General features: G+C 41.0%; 22 protein-coding genes and 2 pseudogenes. 2 read left to right on the top strand and 22 right to left on the bottom strand.

Translation table 11 applies throughout. The features are described 5' to 3' along the window. Together G576_RS13930 and G576_RS13595 are read left to right on the top strand one after the other, a co-directional pair. Positions 1-130: pseudogene (locus G576_RS13930) on the top strand (IS630 family transposase); the annotation flags it as partial. Between the two features lie 7 nt (positions 131-137). Continuing rightward, positions 138-275 (top strand): annotated as a pseudogene (locus G576_RS13595) (IS630 family transposase); the annotation flags it as partial. Positions 276-495: 220 nt separating this feature from the next. On the opposite strand, the gene rplQ reads toward G576_RS13595, so the two are convergent. From rplQ to rpsC, 22 genes are all read right to left on the bottom strand, one after another. Next, on the bottom strand, positions 496-882 hold the full coding sequence (gene rplQ / locus G576_RS0107610; protein ID WP_000331493.1) for a 50S ribosomal protein L17: 387 nt from the start codon (positions 880-882) through the stop codon (positions 496-498). Positions 883-896: 14 nt separating this feature from the next. Further along, complete coding sequence (locus G576_RS0107605) at positions 897-1,835, bottom strand: DNA-directed RNA polymerase subunit alpha (RefSeq protein WP_027974097.1); 939 nt, start codon at positions 1,833-1,835, stop codon at positions 897-899. Between the two features lie 46 nt (positions 1,836-1,881). Next, complete coding sequence (rpsK, locus tag G576_RS0107600) at positions 1,882-2,265, bottom strand: 30S ribosomal protein S11 (protein ID WP_001118387.1); 384 nt, start codon at positions 2,263-2,265, stop codon at positions 1,882-1,884. 28 nt (positions 2,266-2,293) lie between these two features. Further along, entirely contained in the window at positions 2,294-2,659 is a 366-nt protein-coding gene (rpsM, locus tag G576_RS0107595; RefSeq protein WP_027972207.1) for a 30S ribosomal protein S13, read from the bottom strand. Between the two features lie 17 nt (positions 2,660-2,676). Continuing rightward, positions 2,677-2,793, bottom strand: a complete 117-nt coding sequence (gene rpmJ / locus G576_RS13295) for a 50S ribosomal protein L36 (RefSeq protein ID WP_000868345.1) — start codon at positions 2,791-2,793, stop codon at positions 2,677-2,679. A gap of 26 nt (positions 2,794-2,819) precedes the next feature. Next, positions 2,820-3,038: a translation initiation factor IF-1 gene (gene infA / locus G576_RS0107590; protein WP_027974096.1), complete on the bottom strand. Its 219-nt coding sequence runs from the start codon at positions 3,036-3,038 to the stop codon at positions 2,820-2,822. Positions 3,039-3,153: 115 nt separating this feature from the next. Then, positions 3,154-3,795: an adenylate kinase gene (locus G576_RS0107585; RefSeq protein WP_027974095.1), complete on the bottom strand. Its 642-nt coding sequence runs from the start codon at positions 3,793-3,795 to the stop codon at positions 3,154-3,156. Positions 3,796-4,015: 220 nt separating this feature from the next. Continuing rightward, a complete protein-coding gene (gene secY, locus G576_RS0107580; RefSeq protein WP_027974094.1) occupies positions 4,016-5,323 on the bottom strand; it encodes a preprotein translocase subunit SecY in 1,308 nt (435 codons plus the stop codon). 14 nt (positions 5,324-5,337) lie between these two features. Further along, on the bottom strand, positions 5,338-5,778 hold the full coding sequence (gene rplO, locus G576_RS0107575; RefSeq protein ID WP_027974093.1) for a 50S ribosomal protein L15: 441 nt from the start codon (positions 5,776-5,778) through the stop codon (positions 5,338-5,340). 129 nt (positions 5,779-5,907) lie between these two features. Next, the gene (gene rpmD, locus G576_RS0107570) at positions 5,908-6,087 is read right to left on the bottom strand and encodes a 50S ribosomal protein L30 (protein ID WP_000057245.1); all 180 of its coding nucleotides are present in this window, start codon (positions 6,085-6,087) and stop codon (positions 5,908-5,910) included. Between the two features lie 14 nt (positions 6,088-6,101). Then, the gene (gene rpsE / locus G576_RS0107565) at positions 6,102-6,596 is read right to left on the bottom strand and encodes a 30S ribosomal protein S5 (protein WP_027974092.1); all 495 of its coding nucleotides are present in this window, start codon (positions 6,594-6,596) and stop codon (positions 6,102-6,104) included. 18 nt (positions 6,597-6,614) lie between these two features. After that, positions 6,615-6,971: a 50S ribosomal protein L18 gene (rplR, locus tag G576_RS0107560; RefSeq protein WP_027974091.1), complete on the bottom strand. Its 357-nt coding sequence runs from the start codon at positions 6,969-6,971 to the stop codon at positions 6,615-6,617. A 105-nt stretch (positions 6,972-7,076) separates the two neighbouring features. Further along, entirely contained in the window at positions 7,077-7,613 is a 537-nt protein-coding gene (gene rplF / locus G576_RS0107555; RefSeq protein WP_027974090.1) for a 50S ribosomal protein L6, read from the bottom strand. Positions 7,614-7,842: 229 nt separating this feature from the next. Then, the gene (gene rpsH / locus G576_RS0107545; RefSeq protein WP_027974089.1) at positions 7,843-8,241 is read right to left on the bottom strand and encodes a 30S ribosomal protein S8; all 399 of its coding nucleotides are present in this window, start codon (positions 8,239-8,241) and stop codon (positions 7,843-7,845) included. 321 nt (positions 8,242-8,562) lie between these two features. Beyond that, positions 8,563-8,748 (bottom strand): type Z 30S ribosomal protein S14, encoded by a 186-nt coding sequence (locus tag G576_RS0107540; protein ID WP_001085697.1) that lies wholly within the window; start codon positions 8,746-8,748, stop codon positions 8,563-8,565. A 17-nt stretch (positions 8,749-8,765) separates the two neighbouring features. Then, positions 8,766-9,308 carry a 50S ribosomal protein L5 gene (gene rplE / locus G576_RS0107535; RefSeq protein WP_027974088.1) on the bottom strand — a complete coding sequence of 181 codons (543 nt, stop codon included), beginning with the start codon at positions 9,306-9,308 and terminating at the stop codon, positions 8,766-8,768. A 23-nt stretch (positions 9,309-9,331) separates the two neighbouring features. Continuing rightward, complete coding sequence (gene rplX, locus G576_RS0107530) at positions 9,332-9,637, bottom strand: 50S ribosomal protein L24 (RefSeq protein ID WP_027974087.1); 306 nt, start codon at positions 9,635-9,637, stop codon at positions 9,332-9,334. 75 nt (positions 9,638-9,712) lie between these two features. Continuing rightward, the gene (rplN, locus tag G576_RS0107525; RefSeq protein WP_018164522.1) at positions 9,713-10,081 is read right to left on the bottom strand and encodes a 50S ribosomal protein L14; all 369 of its coding nucleotides are present in this window, start codon (positions 10,079-10,081) and stop codon (positions 9,713-9,715) included. Positions 10,082-10,105: 24 nt separating this feature from the next. Continuing rightward, on the bottom strand, positions 10,106-10,366 hold the full coding sequence (gene rpsQ, locus G576_RS0107520; protein WP_002885836.1) for a 30S ribosomal protein S17: 261 nt from the start codon (positions 10,364-10,366) through the stop codon (positions 10,106-10,108). A gap of 26 nt (positions 10,367-10,392) precedes the next feature. Continuing rightward, complete coding sequence (gene rpmC / locus G576_RS0107515; RefSeq protein ID WP_027974086.1) at positions 10,393-10,599, bottom strand: 50S ribosomal protein L29; 207 nt, start codon at positions 10,597-10,599, stop codon at positions 10,393-10,395. Between the two features lie 9 nt (positions 10,600-10,608). Then, positions 10,609-11,022, bottom strand: coding sequence for a 50S ribosomal protein L16 (gene rplP / locus G576_RS0107510; protein WP_027974085.1), 414 nt, complete (start codon positions 11,020-11,022; stop codon positions 10,609-10,611). A 3-nt stretch (positions 11,023-11,025) separates the two neighbouring features. After that, the gene (gene rpsC / locus G576_RS0107505; protein WP_027974084.1) at positions 11,026-11,679 is read right to left on the bottom strand and encodes a 30S ribosomal protein S3; all 654 of its coding nucleotides are present in this window, start codon (positions 11,677-11,679) and stop codon (positions 11,026-11,028) included. Positions 11,680-11,687 lie beyond the last annotated feature (8 nt).

The following is an 11,687-nucleotide window of genomic DNA, read 5'->3' as shown; positions in this document are numbered from 1 at the left end:
GGCAGAGATTCGCAAACGAGGCTTTAAGAATAGAGCCTTTCAAACATTGGAGTCAGTCATTGATAAGCTCCAAGAAATCATTCAAGGATTAGATAGTGATACTTTAAAAAGTATTGTCCATAGACAATGAATGTGTTCAGATTTTGAATTTAGATGAGTATGAGTATAATCCTATTGAGAAAACATGGGCTCATATCAAAAAACACCTCAGAAAAGTATTGCCAAAGTGCGATACTTTTCTTGAGGTGCTTTTGTCCTATCCCTATTTCAATTAACTATAACTTATTATCTATCCACTACAGTTGACAAAGAACCCTAAAAAACGCCTGCTTACGAAAAACTTCCAAGAGTAGGAGTCTTTCGTAAACAAGCGTTGACTTGTTGTTTTTCATAATATGATGAGTGTTCCCGCTAGGAAGAATCCTAGCGGTAGACCAGAGCTAGACTAAGAAGGTGAACCTTCCATCATCATAACACTCAACAAAATTGATGATTTTATACTAATTCGATGATAGCCATTGGGGCCGCATCACCACGACGTGGTTCTGTTTTTAGGATACGAGTGTATCCACCGTTGCGTTCAGCATAACGTGGCGCAATTTCTGAGAAAAGTTTTTGAAGAGCAGTTGTTGATGTGTATTTATCAGTTGCTTCATCATAGTTCTCTGATGCGATTTCGTTGCGAACAAAAGCAGCAGCTTGACGACGTGCGTGCAAATCACCACGTTTACCAAGAGTAATCATTTTTTCAACGGTTTTACGGATTTCTTTAGCACGAGCTTCAGTAGTTACGATTGATTCGTTGATCAAAAGGTCAGTCGTCAAATCGCGTAACATTGCTTTACGTTGTGAGCTAGTGCGTCCAAGTTTACGGTAAGCCATGTATTCCTCCTCTATTATTTATCGTTTTTTAGTCCGAGTCCAAGGTCGTGCAATTTGACCTTAACTTCTTCAAGGCTCTTGCGCCCAAGGTTACGGACTTTCATCATTTCAGGCTCAGTTTTTTCTGTCAAATCAAATACAGTATTGATTCCTGCACGTTTCAAACAGTTGTATGAGCGCACTGACAAATCAAGTTCTTCGATAGTACGGTCAAGCACCTTATCATCAGACACTTTTTCTACTTCCTTCATCACATCAGTAGCTTTAGCCACTTCTGTCAAGTCAGTAAAGAGATTCAAGTGTTCGATTAAAACACGAGCTGAAAGACCTAGGGCATCTTCAGGAATGATTGTGCCATTTGTCATGATTTCAACAGTCAATTTATCAAATCCATCGTTGCTACCAACACGAGCTGGCTCAACTTGGTAATTGACCTTTTTAACTGGTGTGTAGATAGAATCCACTGCCAGCGTCCCGACTGGTAAATCCTCACGTTTATTCTGTTCAGCAGGAACATAACCACGTTTTTTAGCAACTGTCATCGTCGCTTTCATGGTTGCTCCTTCAGCAATAGTGAAAAGATAATGGTCGGGGTTCACAATTTCAATATCACTATCTGTCAAAATGTCTCCTGCCGTTACTTCAGCTGGGCCTGTGACATCAAGTTCAATTATTTTTTCGTCTTCGACGTGTGATTTTACAGCAAGCCCCTTAATATTAAGGATGATTTGCATAACATCTTCACGGACACCTTTGATTGTGTCAAATTCGTGGAGAACACCATCAATTTTGATAGATGTTACAGCTGCACCTGGAAGAGATGACAGGAGTACACGACGCAAAGAGTTACCTAATGTTGTACCATAACCGCGTTCTAGTGGTTCGATAACAAATTTGCCGTAATCTTTTGTTTCATCAATTTTTGTTATTATTGGTTTTTCAAACTCAATCATTTAGTTACTCCCTCGAAACGAATCTTGTGTAGTTTAGTGATTATGATTACACACGACGACGTTTTGGAGGACGAGCACCATTGTGTGGCACAGGAGTCACATCGCGGATTGCAGTTACTTCAAGACCAGCAGCAGCAAGCGCACGAATAGCAGACTCACGACCTGAACCTGGACCTTTTACAGTAACTTCAACTGTTTTAAGACCGTGTTCTTGTGCAGATTTAGCAGCAGCTTCAGCAGCCATTTGAGCGGCGAACGGTGTAGATTTACGAGAACCTTTGAATCCAAGAGCACCAGCTGATGACCAAGCAAGAGCGTTACCATGCACATCTGTAATCATAACAATAGTGTTATTAAATGTAGCGTGAATATGAGCAACACCAGATTCGATGTTCTTTTTCACACGACGTTTACGTGTTGGTTTAGCCAAGATTTTTTACCTCCTATTTTATTTGTGATTATTTTTTCTTACCTGCAATCGCAACAGCTTTACCTTTACGAGTGCGAGCATTGTTTTTAGTGTTTTGTCCACGAACTGGCAAACCACGACGATGACGGATACCACGGTATGAACCGATTTCCATCAAGCGTTTGATGTTAAGGTTTACTTCACGACGAAGGTCACCTTCAACTTTAATTGAGTCTACTTCACGACGGATAGCGTCTTCTTGATCAGATGTCAAGTCTTTTACGCGGATATCTTCTGAAATTCCAGCAGCTGCCAAGATTTTCTTAGATGTCGCAAGACCGATACCATAGACATAAGTCAATGAGATTACTACGCGTTTATCGTTTGGAATATCAACTCCAGCAATACGAGCCATGTTTTCTCCTTTCTATCTTATCCTTGACGTTGTTTGTGTTTTGGATTTGTTGGACAAATAACCATAACACGACCGTTACGGCGAATAACTTTGCAGTATTCGCAAATTGGTTTAACCGATGGTCTTACCTTCATGTTCTAATCCCTCCAATTATTTCGAATTATTTAAAGCGGTATGTGATGCGTCCACGTGTTAAGTCGTAAGGACTAAGCTCAACTGTCACACGGTCACCGACTAAAATACGAATGTAATTTTTGCGGATTTTACCTGATACAGTCGCAAGAACTTGATGTCCGTTCTCGAGTTCAACCGTAAACATTGCATTAGGCATGGTCTCAACAACCTTACCTTCAATTTCAATCACGTCTTCTTTTGCCACGCAAAAGTACCCCCTAAATTTCGATTTGATGTCCTCTGAGCACAGAGGTAACAATTATAAGTCAGACTAAGCTATTATATCATGAGTTTAGTCGATATGCAAGTAAGTTATCTATTTATTTCAGAGATGAAATCACTTTTTCAACATCAGCAAAGACAGCATCAATCTCTTGGTTACCTTGAACATCATAAACCAAATTTTTCTCGCGATAATGAGCAAGAATTGGTTCCCCCTGTGCAATGTTGACATCCAAACGGCGCTTAACCGTCTCAGGTTTGTCGTCTTCACGTTGATAGTAGTCGTCTTCATTGTAGTCGCCAGCAGGTGGGTTGAAAACTTTATGGAATGTTTCACCGGTAACTTTGTGGATGATACGTCCGCTTAGACGCTCCAAAAGGCTGTCTGGGTTAACTTCAATATTGATGACGCCATCCAGACTGATATTAAGATCTGCGAGGGCTTGGTCCAAAGCATACGCTTGTTCAAGAGTACGTGGATAGCCATCCAGCAAAAAGCCTTTTTCAGCGATATCATCTTGAGCAAGACGCTCTTTAACGATGCCATTTGTTACTTCGTCTGGCACCAATTCACCTTTATCAATATATGATTTAGCTAACAGGCCCATTTCGGTTTGATTAGCCATAGCTGCACGGAACATGTCCCCAGTTGAAATGTGTGCTACGCCAAAGCGTTCTACAATTTTCGCAGCCTGAGTCCCTTTACCAGCACCCGGCAAGCCCATAATCAAAAGATTCATGATTATCTCCTTTTGTGATATTGAGTTCTTCAAAGTCCATCGTTTTATCTTTATCATTGACTAAGCTAACCACAGTGACCCTGAGCCTCAGTACAGAGCTAAAAATAAGATAATGGATGACATTTTGTTTTCACATAAATCTGCCAGCATTGACAAACTTATCTAAAAACAAAATAGAAGAATAGGGAAATCCCTATCCTCAATTTTGTTTGCAAAGATCTTAATCTTCAACATTCATAAAGCCAGCATACTTTCTCTTGAGAAGATAACCTTCGAGTTGCTTAATTCCTTCAATAGCCGTTGAAATAAGGATGAGAAGACTTGTACCCCCAAGAGCTACGCCAGCAGACAAACCATAGAGTTGTTGCGCTAGGATTGGACTCAAAGCAACAAAAGCAAGGAAGACAGCTCCCAAAGTTGCTAATTTTTTAAGCAAACTAGTGAGGAATTGCTCGGTCTCACGCCCTGGACGAACTTTTGGAATGTATGAAGCGTTCTTTTGTAAATTCTCAGCAGTTTTTTCAGGATTAACCTGAACAAAAGTGTAGAAGAATGAAAATACGACAATCAGAATTGCATAGACTACCATACCAACTGGCGTTCGGTAGTCTAGCGCAGATTGCACAGATGACAACCATGGCAAGTTCCAGCCTTGACTTCGCACAAATGGGATTAATGTACTTGGAAGTGCTGTAATTGAGCTAGCAAAGATAACTGGAATAACTCCTGCAGGGTTAATTTTCAATGGTAAGTATGAGCTTGTTGAGGCTCCTTTTGTCAACTTAGTGTACTGAATCGGAATCTTGTACTCTGCTTGTTGAACAAAAGTTGTGAAGAAAACGATAAGAAGCGCTGCAACAATCAAACCTGCAATGAAGATATAGGAACTTTGCAAATCACTCGAACGAACATTGACAAAGTAATCTTCATAGATGCTTGAAATGGTATTAGGTAGGGCGGAAACGATACCTGCAAAGATAATCATTGAAACACCATTACCAAAACCTTTATCGGTAATTTGTTCACCAAGCCAAGTAACAACTACACTACCAGTCGTCAAGACTGCCCCAATAAGGATATAGGTCTGTGGATTTGGTGTCGGAACAAGTGCCACACTCGACAGAGCATTAAACCCATAGGTAATACCAATCGATTGAAAGAAGGCAAGAAAGAGTGAGATGTATCGCGTTGCTTGGTTAAGCTTACGGCGCCCTACCTCTCCTTGTTTACTCCATTCAACAAATTTAGGTAAAATATCCATTTGTAGTAATTGGACAACGATTGAGGCTGTGATGTATGGACTGACACCTAGCGAGAATACCGAAAAATTATTCATAGCATTCCCTGAAACAAGATTCAACATATTCAAGAAAGGCAGGTCACTTAATTGCTCTAGACTCTTTACATTGACACCAGGAACTGTGATGTGTGTTCCTAAGCGAAAGATGAAGATAATGAAAATCGTAAAAAGAATTTTTCTTCTAACGTGTTTCACTTTCAGCGCGTCTTTTAATAGTTTAAAGAACATCTGAGGTACCTCTCTTAGATGACTTCGATTGAACCACCTTTTGCAGTAATAGCTGCTTCAGCAGATTTAGAGAATTTAGCTGCTTTAACAGTTAATTTCTTAGTTAATTCACCGTTACCAAGAACTTTAACGCCAGATTTTTCAGCACGAACGATACCAGCTTCTTTAAGAACAACTGGAGTTACTTCTGTACCATCTTCAAAAACGTTCAATTGATCAAGGTTTACAAGAGCATACTCTTTAGCGTTAATGTTTGTGAAACCACGTTTTGGAAGACGACGGAACAATGGAGTTTGTCCACCTTCAAAGCCAAGACGAACACCACCGCCTGAACGAGCTTTTTGACCTTTCTGACCACGGCCTGAAGTTTTACCGTTACCAGATGACGTACCGCGACCTACACGGTTACGGACTTTACGAGAACCTTCTGCAGGTTTCAATTCATGAAGTTTCATTTATTTTCTCCTTTATTTTGCAAAATGCTAGCGCCTCTGCCAGAGTGAAAAGGACGCTCTGGCAAGACTCGCCTATGCATGTATGTATTCAAGTTAAAGTCGCAGATTTTTCTACGACTTTAAATCTTTTTAAGCTTCTTCAACAGTTACCAAGTGAGAGATAGCGTTAACCATCCCACGGATAGCTGCGTTGTCTTCTTTAACGACTGAAGAGTTCAATTTACCAAGTCCAAGGGCGACAACTGTTTTGCGTTGTTCTGGTTTACGTCCGATTGGAGACTTAGTCAAAGTAATTTTAATTTGAGCCATATTAATCTCCTTTCTTATGCCAAGTCAGAAACTGACACGCCGCGAAGAGCAGCAACATCTTCAGCGCGTTTCAATTGTTTCAAACCTTCAACAGTTGCACGAACAATGTTGATTGGAGTGTTTGAACCGAGTGATTTAGACGTGATATCAGCGATACCGGCCAATTCAACAACGGCACGAACAGCACCACCAGCAGCAACCCCAGCACCTTCTACAGCAGGTTTCAACAATACTTTTGCTCCACCAAATTCAGAACGAACTTCGTGAGGAATTGTTGTACCAACCATTGGTACTTCGATAAGGTTCTTTTTAGCGTCCTCAACAGCTTTACGGATTGCTTCTGGAACTTCTTGAGCTTTACCAGTACCAAATCCAACGCGGCCGTTACGGTCACCAACAACTACAAGAGCAGCGAAACGAAGACGACGTCCACCTTTTACAGTTTTCGATACGCGGTTAATCCCAACCAAGCGCTCTTCAAGTTCTACTGCATTATCTTTAAATGCCATTATTAAGTGTCCTCCCTATTAGAATTTCAATCCGTTTTCACGAGCTGAGTCAGCCAAAGCTTTGACACGTCCGTGATAGAGATAGCCACCGCGGTCGAACACGACTTCAGTGATGCCTTGAGCAGCAGCACGTTCAGCAACGAGTTTACCGACAACAACGGCTTGTTCAGTTTTAGTTCCCTTAGAAACCTCTTTATCAAGAGTTGATGCACTTGCGAGCGTTACACCCGCTACGTCATCAATCACTTGAGCGTAGATGCCTGTATTAGAACGGAAAATGTTCAAACGTGGGCGTTCTGCAGTTCCAGAGAGTTTTCCGCGAACGCGACGGTGGCGTTTTTGGCGGAGTTTGTTTTTATCTGGTTTCGAAATCACAATTTTCACCTCTTAAAATTTTAGTTTGTCATTAACTGACACTTGTAAATCCTTAGATGATGGTGTAAGGCAGAAGTTCGTTTCTGCCAAGCCAACCACATCCTATTATTTACCTGTTTTACCTTCTTTACGGCGTACAAATTCACCAACGTAGCGGATACCTTTACCTTTGTATGGTTCTGGTGAACGAAGGCTACGGATGTATGCAGCAGTTTGACCAACAACTTCTTTGTTGATCCCTTCAACAGTGATTGAAGTTGGAGTTGCTACTGTGAAAGTGATTCCTTCTGGAGCTTCCACTTCATCTTGGTGAGATTTACCAACTGAAAGCACAAGTTTAGTCCCTTGAAGTTGAGCACGGTAACCAACCCCGCGCATTTCAAGTTCTTTTTTGAACCCTTCAGAAACACCAACAACCATGTTGTTCAAGTTTGCACGTGAAGTTCCGTGGATTGTTTTCATTTCTTTTGAGTCATTTGGACGGTGAAGAGTAACTTCAGTTCCTTCAACACGGATTTCAATGTTTGTGTTGAATTCACGAGTCAATTCACCTTTAGGTCCTTTTACTGTTACCACGCCGTTGTCGTTTTTGATTTCAACGCCAGCAGGCAAATTGATAACTTTATTACCAATACGTGACATATTATTTATTTCTCCTGTTAGATTATCAAGCCGCACAAGCGACTAGTTTTCACGGGGCGACTAACAAGTAGTCTTTGAAATTTGGTAGCTAGATACTCAACTTAACATTTATGCTAAATTGAACACGAGCTATGGTCTCTGTGAAAAAGATAAATCCTCCTAGAACATAAATGTTCTTCGTCAGATTTCCTATTTTCACTTTGCCCATAACGCTCTTTGTATCTTGATTTTACCAAACGTAAGCAATCACTTCGCCGCCAACGTTCTTTTGACGAGCTTCTTTGTCTGTCAAAAGACCTTCTGATGTAGAGATGATTGCGATTCCAAGTCCGTTAAGAACTTTTGGAAGATCTTCGCGTTTAGCGTAAACACGGAGACCTGGTTTTGAAACACGTTTCAAGTTAGTGATAACACGCTCACCGTTTTGTCCGTATTTCAAGAATACGCGAATGATGCCTTGTTTGTCATCTTCGATGATTTCGATATTTTTAACAAAACCTTCGCGTTTAAGGATTTCAGCGATACCTTTTTTGATGTTTGATGCAGGCACTTCTAGAACTTCATGTTTTGCTTGGTTAGCATTACGAATGCGTGTCAAAAAGTCTGCAATTGGGTCAGTCATAACCATTTATATATTTCTCCTCTTACTAGTAGTTTGCAAGCTGCACTTGCTAGTTAATGCCGCCCAGAAGGGCTTTGTAAACTTCTCAGATGAAAAGCTGATTTGAGCACGGACTAAAACCCTAGTGAAAAAGATAGGTTTTCTCGAAGTCTGAAGACTTCTTCGGCAGCCTCCTATTTTCATACGGATTTTCTACGTCCTTTGCATCATATTTTAATTGAGTTCGAGCTACAACCTTAGCAAAGAAGATAGATTTTCCTAGAAGTAAACTTCTTCGTCAAATCTCCTATCTCTGCGTTGGTTGCTTAACGCTCTCACATCTTATTTTTACCAAGATGCTTTTGTTACACCTGGAATTTGTCCTTTGTATGCCAATTCACGGAAGCAAACACGGCAAAGTTTGAACTTGCGGTAAACTGAGTGTGGACGTCCACATTTTTCGCAACGTGTGTAAGCTTGCGTAGAGAACTTCGCTGGGCGTTTGTTCTTAGCAATCATAGATTTTTTAGCCATTAGATTTACCTCCTATATTATTTTGCAAAAGGCATTCCAAGGCCTTTAAGAAGTTCGCGTCCTTCTTCGTCAGTGTTAGCAGTTGTAACGATAACGATATCAAGACCACGCACTTTATCAACATCGTCGAAGTTAATTTCTGGGAAGATCAATTGCTCTTTCACACCAAGTGTGTAGTTACCACGTCCGTCGAATGACTTAGTTGGTACACCGTGGAAGTCACGTACACGTGGAAGTGAAACTGTAACCAATTTATCCAAGAATTCATACATGCGTTCGCCACGAAGAGTTACTTTCGCACCGATTGCAACACCTTCACGAAGACGGAAGCCGGCGATTGATTTCTTAGCTTTAGTGATAAGTGGTTTTTGACCTGAAATGAGCGCCAATTCAGCGGCAGCTTTTTCCAAAGTCTTAGCGTTTGACACAGCTTCACCAACACCCATGTTAAGAACGATTTTCTCAACTTTTGGCACAGCCATAACTGATGAGTAGTTGAATTGTTCTGTCAACGCAGGAACAACTTCTTTAAGATATTTTTCTTTTAAGCGATTTGCCATTATACTTCTCCTTTCCTTCGTGATTAATCAAGCACTTCGCCTGATTTTTTGTTGTAACGAACTTTTTTACCGTCAACAAATTTGTAACCAACACGACCAGCTACACCGTTTTTGTCAAGAACTTGAACGTTTGACACGTGAATAGCTGCTTCTTTTTCAACGATAGCGCCTTGAGGGTTTTCGCTGTTTGGTTTTTGGTGTTTCTTAACAAGAGCAACACCTTCTACAATAACTTTGTTAACTTTTGGAAGGGCTGTAAGTACAACGGCTTCTTTGCCTTTGTCTTTACCAGCGATTACGCGAACTTTGTCGCCTTTTTTTACAAACATGATTTTCTCCTGTGTATTTCTTACGCCCCTAAGGGCACCCTGCAAAAAGCAGGGGACTGATTTGTTTGTGATTGATTAAAGAACTTCTGGTGCAAGTGACACAATCTTCATGAAGCCACCATCACGCAATTCACGTGCTACTGGACCAAAGATACGAGTTCCACGAGGGTTTTTGTCTTCACGGATGATTACTGCAGCGTTGTCGTCAAATTTGATGTATGAACCGTCTGGACGGCGAGCACCAGTTTTTGTACGAACGATAACAGCTTTAACTACGTCACCTTTTTTAACTGCTCCACCAGGAGTAGCTTGTTTTACAGAAGCAACGATGATGTCACCGATGTTAGCGAATTTACGTCCAGAACCACCAAGTACTTTGATAGTAAGGATTTCACGGGCACCGCTATTATCAGCAACTTTCAAGCGAGTTTCTTGTTGAATCATTCCAATATTCTCCTTTTAGTGTGATTAGATAATAACAGCTTCTTCCACAACTTCTACAAGACGGAAGCGTTTTGTAGCTGAAAGCGGACGAGTTTCCATGATACGTACGATATCGCCTTCTTTGGCAACATTGTTTTCGTCATGTGCTTTGTATTTTTTAGAATAGTTGATACGTTTACCATAGACTGGGTGGTTACGCTTTGTTTCAACTACAACTGTGATTGTTTTGTCCATCTTGTCAGATACTACGCGTCCAACAAGTGTTTTACGTTGATTACGTTCCATATTTGAATTTCTCCTTTCCCAATCTATTATTTAATTTCAGATTGCACAGTTTTAACACGTGCGATTTGTTTTTTAACTTCCTTCAAGCGAGCTGTTTGATCGAGTTGACCTGCTGCTGCTTGGAAACGAAGTTCAAAGAGTTCTTTCTTCAGTTCGTTTTCTTTTTTCGCAAGCTCTTCTTGAGACAAGCCACGAAGCTCTTCAACAAACTTTTTAATTTCTTCAAGTTTCATGTCTTCTCCTTATTCTGCGTCGCGTTTTACGAATTTAACTTTAACTGGCAATTTGTGACCAGCAAGGCGGAATGCTTCGCGCGCGATTTCTTCAGAAACGCCAGCTACTTCAAACATCACCTTACCGCGTTTAACTGGAGCTACCCAACCTTCAGGAGCACCTTTACCAGAACCCATACGTACCCCGATAGCTTTAGCAGTGTATGATTTGTGTGGGAAGATTTTAATCCAAACTTTACCACCACGTTTCATGTAACGCGTCATAGCGATACGGGCAGCTTCAATTTGGCGGTTAGTGATCCACGAGCTAGTTGTGGCTTGAAGGCCATATTCACCGAAGTCTACTTGTTTTCCACCTTTTGCTTCACCGCGCATTTTTCCACGGAATTCACGACGGTGTTTTACACGTTTAGGTACTAACATTTGTTATTTACCTCCTTTTGTGTTTTTGCGAGCTGGAAGAACTTCACCACGATAAATCCATACTTTAACACCAAGTTTACCGTATGTAGTGTCTGCTTCTTCCCAAGCATAGTCGATATCAGCACGAAGCGTATGAAGTGGAACAGTTCCTTCTGAGTAACCTTCAGCACGAGCGATATCAGCACCGTTCAAACGACCAGATACTTGAGTTTTAATTCCTTTAGCACCTGCACGCATTGTACGTTGGATAGCTTGTTTTTGCGCACGACGGAAAGCTACACGAGCTTCAAGTTGTTTAGCAATTGATTGACCAACAAGATGTGCATCAAGATCAGGTTGTTTGATTTCGATGATGTTGATGTGAACTTGTTTGCTAGTCAATTTGTTGAGTTGTGCACGAAGCGCATCAACGTTGCTACCAGCTTTACCGATAACCATACCTGGTTTAGCAGTATGAAGTGATACGATTACTTTGTTTACTGCACGTTCAATTTCGATTGTTGAAACAGATGCTTCAGCCAACTCTTTATTAATAAATTTGCGGATTGCAAGATCTTCATGAAGGTAATCCGCGTATTCTTTTTCAGCATACCATTTCGCATCCCAGTCACGGATGATTCCGACACGCATACCAATTGGATGTACTTTTTGACCCACGATTTTAC

This window comes from Streptococcus porci DSM 23759 (assembly GCF_000423765.1).
Classification (GTDB): Bacteria; Bacillota; Bacilli; order Lactobacillales; family Streptococcaceae; genus Streptococcus; species Streptococcus porci.
The sequence above is the reverse complement of the archived record's forward strand: the minus strand, read 5'-3'. Positions and strand labels throughout refer to the sequence as shown.

Bases quoted from the DNA above. Each gene is read 5' to 3' on its own strand.
- rplQ (WP_000331493.1), bottom strand. From the start codon at position 882: ATGGCTTACCGTAAACTTGGACGCACTAGCTCACAACGTAAAGCAATG.
- G576_RS0107605 (WP_027974097.1), bottom strand. From the start codon at position 1,835: ATGATTGAGTTTGAAAAACCAATAATAACAAAAATTGATGAAACAAAA.
- rpsM (WP_027972207.1), bottom strand. From the start codon at position 2,659: ATGGCTCGTATTGCTGGAGTTGATATTCCAAACGATAAACGCGTAGTA.
- rpmJ (WP_000868345.1), bottom strand. From the start codon at position 2,793: ATGAAGGTAAGACCATCGGTTAAACCAATTTGCGAATACTGCAAAGTT.
- G576_RS0107585 (WP_027974095.1), bottom strand. From the start codon at position 3,795: ATGAATCTTTTGATTATGGGCTTGCCGGGTGCTGGTAAAGGGACTCAG.
- secY (WP_027974094.1), bottom strand. From the start codon at position 5,323: ATGTTCTTTAAACTATTAAAAGACGCGCTGAAAGTGAAACACGTTAGA.
- rplO (WP_027974093.1), bottom strand. From the start codon at position 5,778: ATGAAACTTCATGAATTGAAACCTGCAGAAGGTTCTCGTAAAGTCCGT.
- rpmD (WP_000057245.1), bottom strand. From the start codon at position 6,087: ATGGCTCAAATTAAAATTACTTTGACTAAGTCTCCAATCGGACGTAAA.
- rpsE (WP_027974092.1), bottom strand. From the start codon at position 6,596: ATGGCATTTAAAGATAATGCAGTAGAACTTGAAGAGCGCTTGGTTGGG.
- rplF (WP_027974090.1), bottom strand. From the start codon at position 7,613: ATGTCACGTATTGGTAATAAAGTTATCAATTTGCCTGCTGGCGTTGAA.
- rpsH (WP_027974089.1), bottom strand. From the start codon at position 8,241: ATGGTTATGACTGACCCAATTGCAGACTTTTTGACACGCATTCGTAAT.
- G576_RS0107540 (WP_001085697.1), bottom strand. From the start codon at position 8,748: ATGGCTAAAAAATCTATGATTGCTAAGAACAAACGCCCAGCGAAGTTC.
- rplE (WP_027974088.1), bottom strand. From the start codon at position 9,308: ATGGCAAATCGCTTAAAAGAAAAATATCTTAAAGAAGTTGTTCCTGCG.
- rplX (WP_027974087.1), bottom strand. From the start codon at position 9,637: ATGTTTGTAAAAAAAGGCGACAAAGTTCGCGTAATCGCTGGTAAAGAC.
- rplN (WP_018164522.1), bottom strand. From the start codon at position 10,081: ATGATTCAACAAGAAACTCGCTTGAAAGTTGCTGATAATAGCGGTGCC.
- rpsQ (WP_002885836.1), bottom strand. From the start codon at position 10,366: ATGGAACGTAATCAACGTAAAACACTTGTTGGACGCGTAGTATCTGAC.
- rpmC (WP_027974086.1), bottom strand. From the start codon at position 10,599: ATGAAACTTGAAGAAATTAAAAAGTTTGTTGAAGAGCTTCGTGGCTTG.
- rplP (WP_027974085.1), bottom strand. From the start codon at position 11,022: ATGTTAGTACCTAAACGTGTAAAACACCGTCGTGAATTCCGTGGAAAA.